At 72.9% G+C, this 13,749-nt stretch carries 9 protein-coding genes; 5 read left to right on the plus strand and 4 right to left on the minus strand.

Annotation, left to right across the window (positions count from 1 at the left end; genetic code table 11):
• Nucleotides 1-2: 2 nt before the first annotated feature.
• The 4 genes from BEK98_RS19945 to BEK98_RS19960 all read left to right on the plus strand — a co-directional run bounded on the left by BEK98_RS19945 (nt 3) and on the right by BEK98_RS19960 (nt 5,321).
• A complete protein-coding gene (locus tag BEK98_RS19945; protein WP_094217942.1) occupies nt 3-1,940 on the plus strand; it encodes a GMC oxidoreductase in 1,938 nt (645 codons plus the stop codon).
• Nucleotides 1,937-3,109: a ferritin-like domain-containing protein gene (locus BEK98_RS19950; RefSeq protein WP_094217943.1), complete on the plus strand. Its 1,173-nt coding sequence runs from the start codon at nt 1,937-1,939 to the stop codon at nt 3,107-3,109. Before BEK98_RS19945 ends, BEK98_RS19950 begins: the two co-directional genes overlap by 4 nt.
• Complete coding sequence (locus tag BEK98_RS19955; protein WP_094217944.1) at nt 3,106-4,023, plus strand: hypothetical protein; 918 nt, start codon at nt 3,106-3,108, stop codon at nt 4,021-4,023. The genes BEK98_RS19950 and BEK98_RS19955 overlap by 4 nt, the downstream gene beginning before the upstream one ends.
• Before the next feature lie 80 nt (nt 4,024-4,103).
• Nucleotides 4,104-5,321 carry a serine/threonine-protein kinase gene (locus BEK98_RS19960; protein WP_094217945.1) on the plus strand — a complete coding sequence of 406 codons (1,218 nt, stop codon included), beginning with the start codon at nt 4,104-4,106 and terminating at the stop codon, nt 5,319-5,321.
• A gap of 237 nt (nt 5,322-5,558) precedes the next feature.
• Here the strand turns inward: BEK98_RS19960 and BEK98_RS19965 are convergent, their stop codons facing one another.
• Nucleotides 5,559-6,596 carry a rod shape-determining protein gene (locus BEK98_RS19965; RefSeq protein ID WP_094217946.1) on the minus strand — a complete coding sequence of 346 codons (1,038 nt, stop codon included), beginning with the start codon at nt 6,594-6,596 and terminating at the stop codon, nt 5,559-5,561.
• A 127-nt stretch (nt 6,597-6,723) separates the two neighbouring features.
• Complete coding sequence (locus tag BEK98_RS19970; protein WP_094217947.1) at nt 6,724-7,086, minus strand: CU044_2847 family protein; 363 nt, start codon at nt 7,084-7,086, stop codon at nt 6,724-6,726.
• A 211-nt stretch (nt 7,087-7,297) separates the two neighbouring features.
• Between BEK98_RS19970 and BEK98_RS19975 the strand changes: the two genes are divergently transcribed.
• A complete protein-coding gene (locus tag BEK98_RS19975; protein WP_094217948.1) occupies nt 7,298-10,915 on the plus strand; it encodes a S8 family serine peptidase in 3,618 nt (1,205 codons plus the stop codon).
• A 1-nt stretch (nt 10,916) separates the two neighbouring features.
• On the opposite strand, the gene BEK98_RS19980 is transcribed toward BEK98_RS19975, so the two are convergent.
• Entirely contained in the window at nt 10,917-12,269 is a 1,353-nt protein-coding gene (locus BEK98_RS19980) for a carboxyl transferase domain-containing protein (RefSeq protein ID WP_094217949.1), read from the minus strand.
• Complete coding sequence (locus BEK98_RS19985) at nt 12,262-13,710, minus strand: acyl-CoA synthetase (RefSeq protein WP_094217950.1); 1,449 nt, start codon at nt 13,708-13,710, stop codon at nt 12,262-12,264. Before BEK98_RS19985 ends, BEK98_RS19980 begins: the two co-directional genes overlap by 8 nt.
• Nucleotides 13,711-13,749 lie beyond the last annotated feature (39 nt).

Below are 13,749 nucleotides of genomic sequence, written 5' to 3' on the forward strand. Positions count from 1 at the left end.
CGATGACCGTGACCACAACGGGTTCCGCCGTCAACGGCCGCCGCTACGACGTCATCATCGTCGGCAGCGGCTGGGCCGGCAGTCTGGTCGCCCGGCACCTCGGCAAGCAGGGCTGGCAGGTCCTGGTGCTGGAGGCCGGCAACGGCGGCACCGACACCTGGGCCGGCTACCAGGACACCGTCGACACCTTCTCCGGCGCGGTGATCAAGGTCCCCAACGCCGCCTACCGGCGCAACGCGGCCGCCCCCTTCCCGGACGTCCTCGACCTGAGCCCCACCGCCGACCCGCCCGGCTACACCACCACCGGACACTTCGTCCAGACCGGCCCGCTGCCCTACGGCACCGACTACATCCGCGCGCTCGGCGGAGCGGCGATGCACTGGCTGGGCGCGGTACCGCGGATGCACCCCGAGGACTACGCGACCCGCGACCGCTACCGCTACGGACGCAACTGGCCCGTCTCCGCAGCCGAGTTGGAGCGCCATGTCCGCGAGGCGGAGCTGCTCATCGGCTCCGCAGGCGACGCGACCGCACAGTGGGGGCTCGGGGTCGTACCGGACCCCGACTACGAGTACCCGATGGAGGAGATCCCCTGGAGCCACCAGGACTGGATCTTCCAGGACCGACTCGACGGCAAGACGGTACGGGACGCCCTGGCGGGCGTCGACTACGCGCTGAAGGTGTACGGGCTGCCGCAGGGCCGCAACAGCACCCCCAACCCGCTGTTCGACGGCGGCTACCGCCCGCGCGGTACCGTCGGACGGCCCAACTTCGGCGAGCGGTGCGTGGGCAACTCCAGCTGCACCCCGATCTGCCCGGTGCAGGCCAAGTCCTCACCGCTCAGGCTCCAGCAGGACTTCACCGACTCCGTCCATCTCGCCACGCGCTGCGTGGTCAGCCGGGTCCTGCCGGGCCGCGGCAACACCGTGCGCGGGGTGGAGTTCCGGGAGTACGGCGATCCGGCCACCCCGGTGAGCACCCCGTACACCGCCGAGGCGGACATCGTCGTCCTGGCGGCACACGCCATCGAGAACGCCGTACTGCTGCTCGCCTCCGAGATGGCCAACAGCAGCGGCTACGTCGGCTGCCACCTCATGGACCACCCCACCATGCTGGCCTGGGCCAGGATGCCGCAGGGCGTGCCCGTCGGACCGTTCCGCGGCCCCGGACACACCACGGGCCTGGAGTGCTTCCGGTTCGGTGACGGACGCGGCAAGCGCGCCCCGTTCCGCATCGAGATCGGCAACTGGGGCTGGGGCTGGGCGACCGGCGCCCCCCTGAGCAACGTCGGCGCCATGCTGGGGCTCGGCGGCGACGCCAAGGGAGAGATCAAGAAGGAGGGGGTCTTCGGCCCGGAGCTGCGCAACCGGCTGGGCGACGAGATCAACCGCCAGGTACAGCTCCAGATCGCCGTCGAGCAGCACGCCGACCCCGCCAACCGGGTCACCATCGACCCGCGCAGGCACCGCGACGGCGTGGGCAACCCCAAGCCCATCCTCCACTACGACCTCGACAAGCGGGTCCGGGACGGGGTCTTCGCCGCCCGCAAGGTCTCCCAGAAGATCTTCGCCGCGCTCGGCGTGGAGAAGGACTTCACCCACCACGGCCCGGGCCCGGACGGCGTCGCCCCCGTGGGCTACTTCAAGCACCAGGCCGAACCGGGCGGCGAGGCACTGGACCTGGCGTACCACGGTGCCGGGCACGGCGCAGGCACCCACATCATGGGATCCAGCGCGGGCTCGTCGGTGGTCGACTCCTACCAGCGCACCCACGACCACCCCAACCTCTTCGCCGTGGGCTGCGGCAGCATGCCCTCCATCGGCACCAGCAACCCGACGCTCACCATGGCCGCGCTCGCCCTGCGCAGCGCCGAGAAGATCCACCGCGACCTGGCCGAGCTGCACCAGCCGGTCACCCTGGCGACGGAGGGCACCCGATGATCACCGCCTACGCGCTCACCCGGAGCGGCCCCAAACCGCCGGCGGACGTCGAGGAGCTGCGGACCTACCTCCAGGCGGCCCTGGAGGTCGAGCACCTGACGATCCCCGTCTACATGACGGGGATGTACACCATCAAGCCCGGCACCAACCGCTACGCCCACGACGCCATTCGCAGCGTGGTCCTGGAGGAGATGCTGCACCTGACGCTCGCCGCGAACCTGCTCAACGCGGTCGGCGGAACGCCGAACGTCGACAACCCCCGGTTCGTCGCCGGATACCCGGCACAGCTGCCGTTCAGCGACCCGAGCCTGCCGAAGATCCCGCTCCAGCACTTCTCGCCGCAGGCGCTCGACACCTTCATGCTCATCGAGCGCCCCCGCTCGTTCGTGCCCTCGAAGCCGGGGCAGACCGGCTGGACGTCCATCGGCCAGTTCTACGACCTCATCCGGCAGGGCCTGATCGACCTGGAGGAGCAACAGCGACGCGACCACCGGGACCGCGGGGCGGCCTCGCCCACCATCTTCACCGGCCCCCCGGAACGCCAGGTGGGCCCCGAGGACTTCTACAACTCGGGCGGGGAGGTGTTCGCCGTCACCGACCTGAAGAGCGCGCTCCTGGCCGTCGAGGTGATCAGCGACCAGGGCGAGGGTGTCGCCGACACCATCTGGGACAGCGACGACACCCTCTTCGGCGAGGAACGCCAGGTCGCCCACTACTTCCGCTTCAAGGAGATCCGGGTCGGCCGCCGCTACGGCCGCCACGACCTGCCGCGCACCGAGCCCAGCGGCCCGCTCATCGACGTCACCTGGGACGACGCGTACCCCATCGACGGGGCGGCGAAGGTGCGGGACTACCCCGAGGGCTCCCAGGTCCGGCGGCAGGCACAGCACTTCAACCAGCGGTACGCCTACCTGCTCACCCTGCTGCAGCTGGCCTTCACCGGCCACCCGGGCGTCATGGGGGACGCGGTCCCGGTGATGCTGGAGATGCGCGACCTCTCGGAGCGGCTGTACCGCAACCCGTACCCGGACCCGCACCTGGCGGAGCTGGACCTCCACGCCGGCCCCACCTTCGAACTCGTGGAGGAGTACTTCGACGCGGCACACACCGAGGCCGCCGAGACCATCCGGGCACGCCGCACCGCCACCACCGAGGAGTACACGCCATGAGCGACCGGAAGGCCCGCCACGACCTGCCACCCCTGCCCCAAGGCTTCACCCTGCCCTTCTTCTACGGCACCTTCACCAACATCGGCTTCGACTACCTGCTGGACGACGCCGACGAGCACCAGGCGGTGAAGGCCCTGCTCCGGGAGGACGCGGCGGGCCGGTACCTGTCGCCCGCCGTCTTCGAGGGCAGTGTGTGCCTGTCCTTCAACTACCAGCTGTACTTCGCCCAGTTCGGCAGCGGCACCGGCGTCACGCAGGAGATCGAGCTCAACGTCGTCGCCCACCCCACGGCCGAGGCCCACCGGGTGCCCAGGCTCACGTACACGCAGTACGCGCACGGCGAGGACCAGACGCGCATCCTCGGGTTCTGCCGTGTCCACGTGGCGTGCGACAGCGACATCGCCATCAAGGCGGGCGTGGAGCTGTTCAACGAGCCCAAGCACAAGGCGGGTTTCCGGCACACCCTTCCGGTGCCCAACGCCACCACCGTCGACCCGAAGGCGGTCGACCAGTGGAAGGTGGTGTGCGGCAAGTACGGCACGGCGGCGGCCGACGGTTCCTTCACCCCGGCCAACACCTACTTCTCCTTCGAGGCCGACCTCAGCGGTCTGACCTCGCAGCCGGTCAGCGCGGCGCCGTTCACCGAGTACGGCAGCGGGCATGTGCACAAGGACGAGGAGAGCCCGCACTTCCGCCCGCTCGCGGCACCGCTCAACGTCCTCTCGCCGTACGCCTGGCACGACCTGAGAGACGGCGAGGAGCCACTTGAGCTGGCCCTCGGCCAGGCCGACCCCCAGGGCCGGAGCAAGGCCTTCCTCGACCTGATCGTGGACAAGAGCCCGGCGGGCGCGTGGGTCTACCAGTCGCCGCCCGTGGCGGCGCAGAACCGGCCGTACTGGGTCAGGAAGGCCTGAGACCCGGATCCCGTGGCCGGCACCCGGCGTGACCGTGGGCTCGCTCCAGGGCCGCCGGGGCCGGCCGCCATACTGTGCGCATGGAACGCATAGGGGGCTACCTCGTCGAGCGGAAGCTCGGTGAGGGAGGGATGGGGACCGTCTTTCTCGCGCGGACGCGGGGCGGTCGTGCGGTCGCGCTGAAGGTCGCCAAGGCCGAGCTGGCGGCGGACCCGGTCTTCCGCGAGCGGTTCCGCAGCGAGGTCGAGGCGGCCCGCGCGGTCGGCGGCTTCCACACGGCGCCGGTGGTGGACGCGGACGTCGACGGCGATCCGCTGTGGCTGGCGACCGCCTACATTCCCGGACCCACTCTCGCGGCCCGGCTCGCCGCCCAAGGCGCCATGGACGAACCGCAGTTGCGGGCACTGGCCGCCGCACTCGCCGAGGCGCTGGAGTCCATCCACTCCTGCGGTCTGGTGCACCGCGATCTCAAGCCCGGCAACATCATCATGGCCGAGGACGGGCCGCGGGTCCTCGACTTCGGCATCGCCCGGGCCGTCGAGTCCACCCGCCTCACCGCCACCGGCACCGCCTTCGGCACGCCCGGCTTCCTCGCCCCCGAACAGGCCCTCGGCAACGATGTGACCGGCGCCGCCGACGTGTTCGCCCTCGGCGCCGTCCTGGTCGCCGCGGCCGGCGGCAGCGCCTGGGGCGAGGGCACGCCCATGGGGCTGATGTACCGCTCCGTGCACGAACCGCCGAACGTGTCCGCCGTACCCGCCGCTCTGGTGGACCTGGTGTCGGCATGCCTGGCCAAGAACCCCGCGGACCGGCCGACGCCCACCGCGCTGCTGGACCGCCTGACCGGCCCACCGCAGGAGCAGACCCCGCCGACCGCGCCGCCGTACACCCCGACGGTCGCCGCACCCACGCCGCCCACGCCGCATCCGCACGTCCCGGCGACGCCCCCGTACCTCCCGCCGCCGCCCGTGACGGCGCCTCCGGTCGCGTACGGGTTCGGGCCGCCGCTTCCGTACGGCCCACCCGAGGCCGTGCTCGCCGACCGGGAGTCCCGGGTCGTCGTGAACGCGACCGGGGTGATCCTCGAAGTCGCCGGTGTCGCGGCGGACTTCGAGTGGGCGGAGATCGCCGGTGTCGTCCGTACGCCCTCCACACTCGGCAGCCGGCTCACCGTGACGGTGCGGTTGTGGGACGGCGGTGTGTACGCCTGCGAGCTGAACGCCCGCCGGTCGGCCCGGCTCGCCGAATGGATCGCACACCTCGACCCCGTCCTCGGCCGCTACCTGGCCGGCCGGTAGCCGTTCAAGAACCAATACGTGGCCTGTACTTGGCTTGGACATGCCCTGTCCTGGGCACGGACCTCCTAGGAGCCGCCGCGGGGGCGGTGCCGGCAGAAGGAGGGCGTCATGGACCGTCGCATCCGGGTACGTGTCAGTCGTCGGCCCGCCGCCCCGCGTGGGCAGGAGATCGACCGCAGGACGCCCTCGGGGCGCATCCTGCCGTACTGACGGCCCGAAGGATCGGGGGGCTGGGGCTCAGGCGGCCAGTGGGTCGAGGAGCAGCGGGTCGATCCGGCCCTCCAGCATGGCCCCGAGACCCTGTACGGCGCACACGTCGGGCCGTTCGGCGATGTGCACCGGAATGCCGGTCGCCTGGCGCAGCATCTGGTCCAGGCCGGGCAGCAGCGCCGAGCCGCCGACCATCATGATCCCGCGGTCGGCGAGGTCGGCCACCAGGTCGGGCGGGCAGTCGCGCAGCACCTTGCCGATCCCGTCCAGAACGGCCGTCAGCGGGGTCTGGATGGCGTCGCGCACGGCGGCGGTGTCGACGTGCACGCTGCGCGCGAGTCCGGTGGCCACGTCCCGCCCGTGGATCTCCGTCGAGGCCGGCCCGTGCGGGGTGAGCCCGTTGCCGGACAGGGCGAGCTGCAGCGGCCGTACGGCCTGGCTGGGCAGCATCAGCTCGTGACGGTGCCGCAGATGCTGCACGATCGCGTGGTCCACGGCCTCCCCGCCGACCGGGATCCGCTCGGCGGTGACGATGGACCCCAGCGACAGCACCGCCACCTGCGTGGCAGCCGCCCCGCACACCATGATCATGGTGGCCTCGGGCCGCTCCACGGGCAGCCCGCACCCCACCGCGGCCGCGATGAGCGTGTCCACCAGCTCCACCCGCCGCGCACCCAGCCCGACCAGCGTCTCGATCGTCGCCCGCTGGGCCAGCGGGTCCGCGTCGTGCGGGGTGCAGGCCGCCGCGCGCAGCCGGGGCTTGCGGCGCAGCGTACGGCGCATCTTGTCGCCGAGCAGATGCCGCAGCATGCGCTGGGCCATCTCGATGTCGACGATCGTGCCACCGGAGATGGGCCGTTGAACCCTGATGTAACCCGGCGTCTTCCCGGTCATCTTCTCCGCGAACTCACCCACCGCGATGAGGCCACCGGTACGGGTGTTCACGGCCACGACCGAGGGCTGGTCGACGACGAGACCGGCACCCTTCACATACACCCGGGTACGGGCCGCACCCATGTCGACGGCGAAGTGGCAACGGCGCAGCAGCTCCAGACTGACGGTCACGGCAGATCCTCCCGAGTACGCAGGTCTTGCGGCCGGACGGCGGCTTCTTTCGCATCCTCTGGGGGATTCCGACGGCGCGCCTGCGGGAGGGGGCCGGGCGGGGCGCGGCTGAATGGGGGGTTTCCGGTCAGCGGGTCCCCGTGTCGTCCGTGGCCGCCGGTGTCGCGTCCTTCGACGACCAGCTCAGTTTGACGACCAGCTGTCCCTCGGCCGCTCCCTTGGCGATGACCGCCCCGGCCTCCGCGCTCAGCTTCACGCCGAACTCCAGCTCCACGGAGTCGGGTCGCAGCGTGCCGTCGCGGAAGACCCGGAGCGCGGACTGGGCGGCCGAGCGGACGCCGTCCAGGGTGCCCTCGAAGGTGCGGGCGGCCTGGGCCGCCGGGCCGCCGCCCTCGCCGCGGGAGACGAGCCGGGTGCCGCCGGTGCTGTCCGTGGCCTCCACCACGACGACGGCGCCGTCCTCCGTGGTGAACTCCATCAGCTTGTTCATGGCGCCTTACCCCCGTGTTCCTGGCCGATGTGCCAACTCCATTGTCGCGGACGGGGAGTGGGGATGTCCCCGCTTCAGCCCGTGCCCCGCGGCGCCGTTGGCGGGAAGCCGCCAGGACGCCTTTCCGCCACCGACGGTCAACACCCCCGCAACACGCGGCACATGACACTCGTCCCAGCACTCGACGCGCTCGACACGAGAAGAGGCGTGGATGACCAGAGGACCAGTCAGACGCGGGGCGGCGCTGCTCGCGACAGGGCTCGTGATCGCCCTGTCGCCGACGGCCCCGGCGGTCGCGCAGCAGGCCGTCACCGCGGCCCCGCGCACCCCGGACGCCGCCACCACCGTCACCCTCGTCACCGGCGACCGGGTGACCGTCACCGACCTCGGGCAGGGGAGGAAGACGGTCACCGTGCAGCGTCCGCGGGGCGCCACCGGCGCCGTACGCACGCAGGTCGGCGACGGCGACATCACCGTCGTACCGGACGAGGTGCTGCCCTATCTGCGGGCCGGCACCCTGGACCGGCGGCTGTTCGACGTGAGCGGTCTGATCCGGCAGGGGCTCACGGACGCCAAGGCCGACGCGCTGCCGCTGATCGTGACCTATGCGAAGGGCGCGCGTGCCGTCACCCCGGCCGGCGCCGAGCAGACCCGGGCGCTGCCGAGCCTGCGTGGCGCCGCCGTCGAGGCGGACCGGGGCCGCACCTTCTGGCGGTCCTTCACGCACCGCCACACCGTCGGCAAGGTCTGGCTCGACGGGCGGGTCAAGGCCGACATGGCCGAGAGCAACGCGCAGATAGGCACCCGGGCCGCCTGGGACGCGGGGCTCACCGGCAAGGGCGTCACGGTCGCCGTCCTCGACACCGGCGTCGACCTGAGCCACCCCGACCTCAAGGACCGGGTCACCGCCACCAGGAGCTTCATCGACGGGCAGGAGGTCGCCGACCGCAACGGGCACGGCACCCATGTCACCTCCACCGTCGGGGGCAGCGGGGCGGCCTCCGACGGCAAGGAGAAGGGGGTCGCGCCCGGCGCCACCCTCGCCGTCGGCAAGGTGCTCAGCGACCAGGGCTCGGGCAGCGAGTCCCAGATCATCGCGGGCATGGAGTGGGCGGCGCGGGACGTGCACGCCCGGGTGATCTCCATGAGCCTCGGCTCCACCGAGGCCAGCGACGGCACCGATCCCATGGCCCAGGCGGTGAACACCCTCTCCGAGGAGACCGGCGCCCTCTTCGTCGTCGCCGCCGGCAACACCGGCTCCCCATCCTCCATCGGCTCGCCCGGCGCCGCCGACGCGGCCCTCACCGTCGGCGCGGTGGACTCCGCCGACCAGGCCGCCTACTTCACCAGCGCCGGACCCCGGTACGGCGACAACGCCCTGAAGCCGGACCTCTCGGCCCCCGGCGTCGACATCCTCGCCGCCCGCTCCCAGCTCGTCTCCGGCAGCGGCTACTACACCTCCATGAGCGGTACGTCCATGGCGACCCCGCATATCGCGGGAGCGGCCGCCCTGCTCGCCGAGGAGCACCCCGACTGGACCGGCGCGCAGCTGAAGGACGCGCTGATGTCCAGCTCCCAGCAGCTCGACGCGTCCGCGTACCTGCTGGGCGCGGGACGGGTGAGCGTGGCCGACGCCGTGAAGGCGGACCTCACCGCCACCGGCAGCGCCGACCTCGGCTTCTACAGCTGGCCCTACGCGGCGAACCAGCCGGTCACCCGGACCCTCACCTACCGCAACTCGTCCGACCAGGACGTGCGGCTGAAGCTCTCCGTCCAGGGCGGCCCGGACGGCGTCGCCACCCTCGCCGACCCCACCCTCACCGTCCCCGCGCACGGCACCGCGTCCACCACCGTCACCGGCGACGGATCGAAGGCACCGGTCGGGGAGAGCAGCGGGCAGATCGTGGCCTCCGCGCCGGACGGCACCCCGCTCGCGCACACCGTGTTCGGGCTGGTCAAGGAGGAGGAGCGGTACACGCTCACCGTCCATGTGAAGGACCGCGACGGCACGCCCACCGCCGCCGACCTCGCCGTACAGCGGCTCGCCGCGGCCGAGGACGCCCAGCCCGCGCACGTCGGCGACTCCGGCACCCTCAAGCTGCGCCTCAAGCCCGGCACCTACAGCCTGGCCTCCTTCCTCGACGTGCGCGGCAGCCACGGCGCCGACTCGCTCGGCCTCGGCTTCCTCGCCGCCCCCGAGATCACCCTCGACCGGGACCGCGACGTCACCCTCGACGGACGCAAGCTGCGGAAGGTCAAGGCGGACGTCGACCGCCGCACCGAGACCCACCAACTCCTCATGGAGTACGACCGGACCGCGAACGGCGCCGACCTGTTCGGCGCGGTCCAGGTGCCCCTCACCTACGACAGCGTCTTCGCCGCGCCCACCGAGAAGGTCACCCAGGGCGGCTTCGAGTACCGGACCGTGTGGCGGCTGGCCAAGCCGATGCTGCAGGTCAAGGGGGTCGGCGAGGCGACCGTACAGGCGGGCGGCACGCTGATCGACGGACACACGAAGCTGCCCCTGGCCGACGTCGGGGACGGGCCGTTCACCGGAGTGGCGGGCAAGGCGGTGCTCGCCCACCTCACTGACGGCGCCGACCCGGCCGCGCTGGCCCAGGCCGCCCAGGACGCGGGCGCCAAGGCGCTGTTCGTGACGGACGACGCGCCCGGCCGCCTGATGGCCTGGTGGGGCACGGACGACAACGCCGACCGGCCGCTGCAGATCGCCACGGTGAACCGGGCCGACGCGGCCCGGCTGCGGGCGGCGGGACGCGTCGACATGACCGGCACCCGTAACTCGCCGTACGTGTACGACCTGTCGGAAGGGCACCGGGGCGCGATCCCGGACCGGGACCTCACCTACGCCCCCTCGAAGAGGCAACTGGCCGCCGTGCACGTGAAGTTCCATGCCGCCCAGCCGGTGAGCGGCGGCGAGTTCCGGTACTCGATCACCGGCGCCTTCCCGATCGGCCTGGGCTTCCAGGAGCGCGTCGACCTGCCCGCCGAGCGCACCGACTACGTCTCCACCGGCCCCGGCCAGCTGTGGCACGAGTCCGTCACCGCCCGCGACGGGGCACTGGAGGAGCGGAGCGGGCTGGTGCGCTACGAGGGCGGGTCGCGGCCTGAGCTGAACTGGTTCCGTCCCGTGTGGCACCCGTGGCTGGGCACCGGTCTCGGCTGGGGCCAGCAACGCGCCGGGAACCAGATCCAGTTGAACACCCCCGGCTGGGGCGACTCCGGGCCCGACCACACCGGCTTCGGCGACGTGTGGAGCGACGGGAGCGGGATGAGCCAGACCACCGCCGTCTACCTGGACGGCACGCTGGTCGACCGGCGCACCAGCTCCGGCGTCTACGTCTGGGACGCGCCCGCCGACGAGCACACCTACAAGGTGGTCACCGACACCGCCCTGGACGCCGGCCACTGGCAGCCCGCCACCAAGGGCCACACCGAGTGGACCTTCCGCTCGGCGGCCACCCCGGAGGACCGCTGGACCTACCTGCCGCTGATCAACCTCGCCTTCGACCTCGACACCGACCTTTCCGGCCGGGTGCGCGCGGGGCAGCGCATCCCGGTCGGACTCGGCGCCGAGTACGTGGCGAAGGCGGCCGGCACCGGCACCCTCGGCGGCGGCCGCCTGGAGGTGTCGTACGACGACGGCACGACCTGGCGGACGGTCCCCCTGACCACCGGCCCGGGCGCCTCCTGGCGCGGCACGCTGACCGTGCCGCGCGGCGCCGCCCGTGTCTCCCTGCGGGCCTCGGCCCACGACGACAAGGGCGGCTCGGTGACCCAGGAGATCATCCGTGCGGTGGCGGTGCGGTAGCTCAGGGGCGGGGGTGGTCCGCGGCTTCGACGATGCCTCGGACCACCCCCAGCTCCACCAGGTCCTGAGGCCGGATGCGCAGCTGGTCGGCGGTCGCCTCCACCTCCTTGGGCGGGCGCTTGAGGATCGCCGCCGCGAGTTCCGGGGCGATCACCGAGAAGTAACTGTCCGGCGTGGCCCAGGTGTTGCCGGGAGCGGCCAGCGCGAGCGCACCGCCGGAGCCGCCCTCACCGACGACCAGCGTGGTGATCGGCACCCGGGCGGCGGCCACCGCCCCGAACACCTCGGCGATCGCCGCCCCGGCCCCCTGCCGCTCCGCCTCGGCGTCGTTGGCCGCACCCGGCGTGTCCACCAGCGTCAGTACCGGGATGTCCAGCCGGTCCGCGAGCCGGATCAGCCGGGCCGCGGTGCGATACCCCGCGGGCCGGGTCGCCGCCCCTGTCTGTGCCGCGTACGCCACGGTACGGCCGTCCCGCTCACCGAACCCGCACAGCATGCCGTCGGGATCCGTACCGCCACAGCGGTCGCCGCTCAGGGAGACCCGGCGGGTGAAGTAGGCGTCCAAGTAGGCCTGCGCACGCGGACGTTCGGGGGCGCGGGCGCGCCGCACGGCTTCCCAGCCGGTGGCGGGCAGGTCGGGGGTGCCGAGGGCGTGCGGTGCCGCGGCCTCCTGCGCGGGAGTGGTGAGCAGCCGCAGCCATGCCCCCAGGGTCTCCCGCAGCTCCTCCGGCCGTACCACCGCGTCCGCCGACCCCACCGCCACCTGTGCCTCCGCGGTGTAGGCGGCCGGGTCCGCGTCCGGGGGCCGGACCCGGGAACCCGCGAAGCCCACCTGGGCGCCCGGGAGCGCCAGGATCACATCGGCCCCGGCACCGAGGGTGGCCCAGCCGCCGCCGGTCGTGGGGTCCCGCAACACCGCGATCTGCGGCAGGCCCGCCTCCCGGGTGAGCGCCGACTCACGGGCCACACGCTGCAACTGGGTCAGCGCCAGCATGCCCTCCTGCATCCGGCTGCCGCCGGTGGCGACCAACGGTACGACCGGGAGCCGGTGGGCCCGGGCGTGGTGGTACGCCGCCTCCAGCCGGTCGCCGGTGCGCTCGCCCAGGGATCCGCCGAGGAAGCCGAACTCGAACGCGATCAGCACGGCCCGGGTGCCCCCGACGCGCGCGGTGCCGCAGACGACCGACTCCTCCTCGCCGGTGCGCTCGGCGGCACGGGCGCGCGAGGCGTCGTAACCCTGCCAGCCGAGCGGGCCGTCGGCCTTCGGATTCCTTATCCTGCCCGGGAGTTCCTCGAAGGTCGCCTCGTCCGCGACCAGCGCCAGGATCTTCCGCGCCGACAGTCGCTCAGGCATCGGCCACCAGCGCCCGCTTCATGATCTTCCCCATGTCGTTGCGGGGGAGCGCCTCCAGGTAGCGGACCACCCGCGGCCGCTTGTGCGGCGCCAGCCGCCGGGCCACATGACCGGCCAACTCCTCGGCGGCCGGCGGCGACTGCGGGTCCGCCGGGACGATCCACGCCACGATCCGCTCGCCCAGGTCCGCGTCCGGCTCCCCGGTGACCGCCGCCTCCCGCACCCCCGGATGCTCCAGCAGGGCGTTCTCGATCTCGCCGGCCCCGATCTTGTAACCGCCGCTCTTGATGAGATCGGTGGCCTTGCGCCCGACGATCCGCACGTACCCGTCGCTCTCGCGCACCGCCATGTCACCGGTGCGGAACCAGCCGTCGGCGGTGAAGGCGGCGGCGGTCGCGTCGGGCCGGTTCAGGTACTCGGTGAACAGGTTCGGGCCGCGCACCTGGATCTCGCCGACGGTCTCCCCGTCGTACGCGGCCACCTCCGTGCCGTCCTCCTCCACCAGCCGCAGCTCGACCCCGGGCAGCGGCACACCGACGGTCCCCGCGCGGGCCTCCCCGTCGGCCCGCACGCTGGTGTTCATCAGCGTCTCGGTCATGCCGTACCGCTCGATCACCCGCCGCCCGGTCGCGGCCGCGATCCGCTCGTGGTCGTGCACGGGCAGCGCGGCCGAGCCGGAGACCAGCAGCCGGGCCCCGGCCAGGGCCTTGGCCAGTTCCGGGTCGCCGGGGAGGGCCTCGGCGATGCGGTGGTACATCGTCGGCACCCCGAACAGCATGGTCGCGCCGTCGTTCAGCTCCCGGGCCACGCCCTCGGTGGTGAACCGCCCCAGGTGCCGCACCGAGCCGCCGCGCCGCAGCGGGCCGAGGATCCCCAGCACGAGCCCGTGCACATGGAACAGGGGGAGCCCGTGCACCAGCACGTCGTCCTCCGTCCACTGCCAGGCGTCGGCGAGCGCGTCCAGGGTGGCGGCGAGGGCTCGGCGGGGGATGACGGCGCCCTTGGGGGGACCGGTGGTGCCGGAGGTGTAGACGATAAGGGCGGGGGTGGTGTCGGAGGGCTGGTCCTCGGGGGTGGCGCCGGTGGCGGACGCGTCTACGTCGAACCGGTCCAAGTCGCTCAGAACGGAAGGGAGTTCGGCGCCGGGTGCGGCCAGGATCAGGTCCGGCGCGCTGTCGGAGACGATGTGCGCCAGCTCCTTCTCGCCCGACTTCGGGTTGAGCGGCACCGCGGCCACCCCGGCGAGCAGTGCGCCGGTCACCGCCACGGCGGTCTCCAGCTCCGGGGTCGCCCAGACGGCCACCCGGCCGGCCCCGTGGATCCGTGCGGCGAGCGCACCGGCCGCGCCCGCGAGTGCGCCGTACGTCAACGACCGTTCGCCGAACCGCAGGGCGCACCGGTCACCGGGGCCGTCCGCCAGGGCGGGAAAGAGGGAGGACACGCGGCGCACTCCTTGGCTGTCTTGGCTGTCGGAAAGGCT

Origin of the sequence: Streptomyces diastatochromogenes (assembly GCF_002242805.1) — a bacterium.
Taxonomy (GTDB): domain Bacteria; phylum Actinomycetota; class Actinomycetes; order Streptomycetales; family Streptomycetaceae; genus Streptomyces; species Streptomyces diastatochromogenes.

Excerpts from the sequence above, each read along its gene's own strand:
- BEK98_RS19950 (WP_094217943.1), top strand. The coding sequence starts at position 1,937 with ATGATCACCGCCTACGCGCTCACCCGGAGCGGCCCCAAACCGCCGGCG.
- BEK98_RS19980 (WP_094217949.1), bottom strand. The coding sequence starts at position 12,269 with ATGCCTGAGCGACTGTCGGCGCGGAAGATCCTGGCGCTGGTCGCGGAC.
- BEK98_RS19975 (WP_094217948.1), top strand. The coding sequence starts at position 7,298 with ATGACCAGAGGACCAGTCAGACGCGGGGCGGCGCTGCTCGCGACAGGG.
- BEK98_RS19960 (WP_094217945.1), top strand. The coding sequence starts at position 4,104 with ATGGAACGCATAGGGGGCTACCTCGTCGAGCGGAAGCTCGGTGAGGGA.
- BEK98_RS19970 (WP_094217947.1), bottom strand. The coding sequence starts at position 7,086 with ATGAACAAGCTGATGGAGTTCACCACGGAGGACGGCGCCGTCGTCGTG.
- BEK98_RS19955 (WP_094217944.1), top strand. The coding sequence starts at position 3,106 with ATGAGCGACCGGAAGGCCCGCCACGACCTGCCACCCCTGCCCCAAGGC.
- BEK98_RS19945 (WP_094217942.1), top strand. The coding sequence starts at position 3 with ATGACCGTGACCACAACGGGTTCCGCCGTCAACGGCCGCCGCTACGAC.